At 56.8% G+C, this 227-nt stretch carries 1 pseudogene; it reads right to left on the bottom strand.

Annotated elements, in window-relative coordinates:
• Window positions 1–227: pseudogene (locus lacNas_RS03485) on the bottom strand (serine hydrolase); the annotation flags it as partial.

Genomic DNA, 227 nt, shown 5'->3' with positions numbered 1-227 from the left:
CTCAGGCCTTTCAGCATCCAGTTCCAGTTGGTCATTTGCGTCTGGCTGGAGCCGGTTGAAAAAGTCGCCTGGGCAATGGAAGTCGTGTTCAAAACTTCCGGGAAGTCCTTCAGCAGCTTCTGGCAGACGATTGCCATGTCAGCTGCCGACATTTCGTTTTCGGTGTTCTTGCCCACGCCCGGATAAGCTGCCGAGCCCAGGTTGCCGTTGGCCAGGCCGCAGGCATT

It is taken from the genome of Lactobacillus nasalidis, assembly GCF_016587775.1.
GTDB classification, from domain to species: Bacteria; Bacillota; Bacilli; order Lactobacillales; family Lactobacillaceae; genus Lactobacillus; species Lactobacillus nasalidis.
The sequence above is the reverse complement of the archived record's forward strand: the minus strand, read 5'-3'. Positions and strand labels throughout refer to the sequence as shown.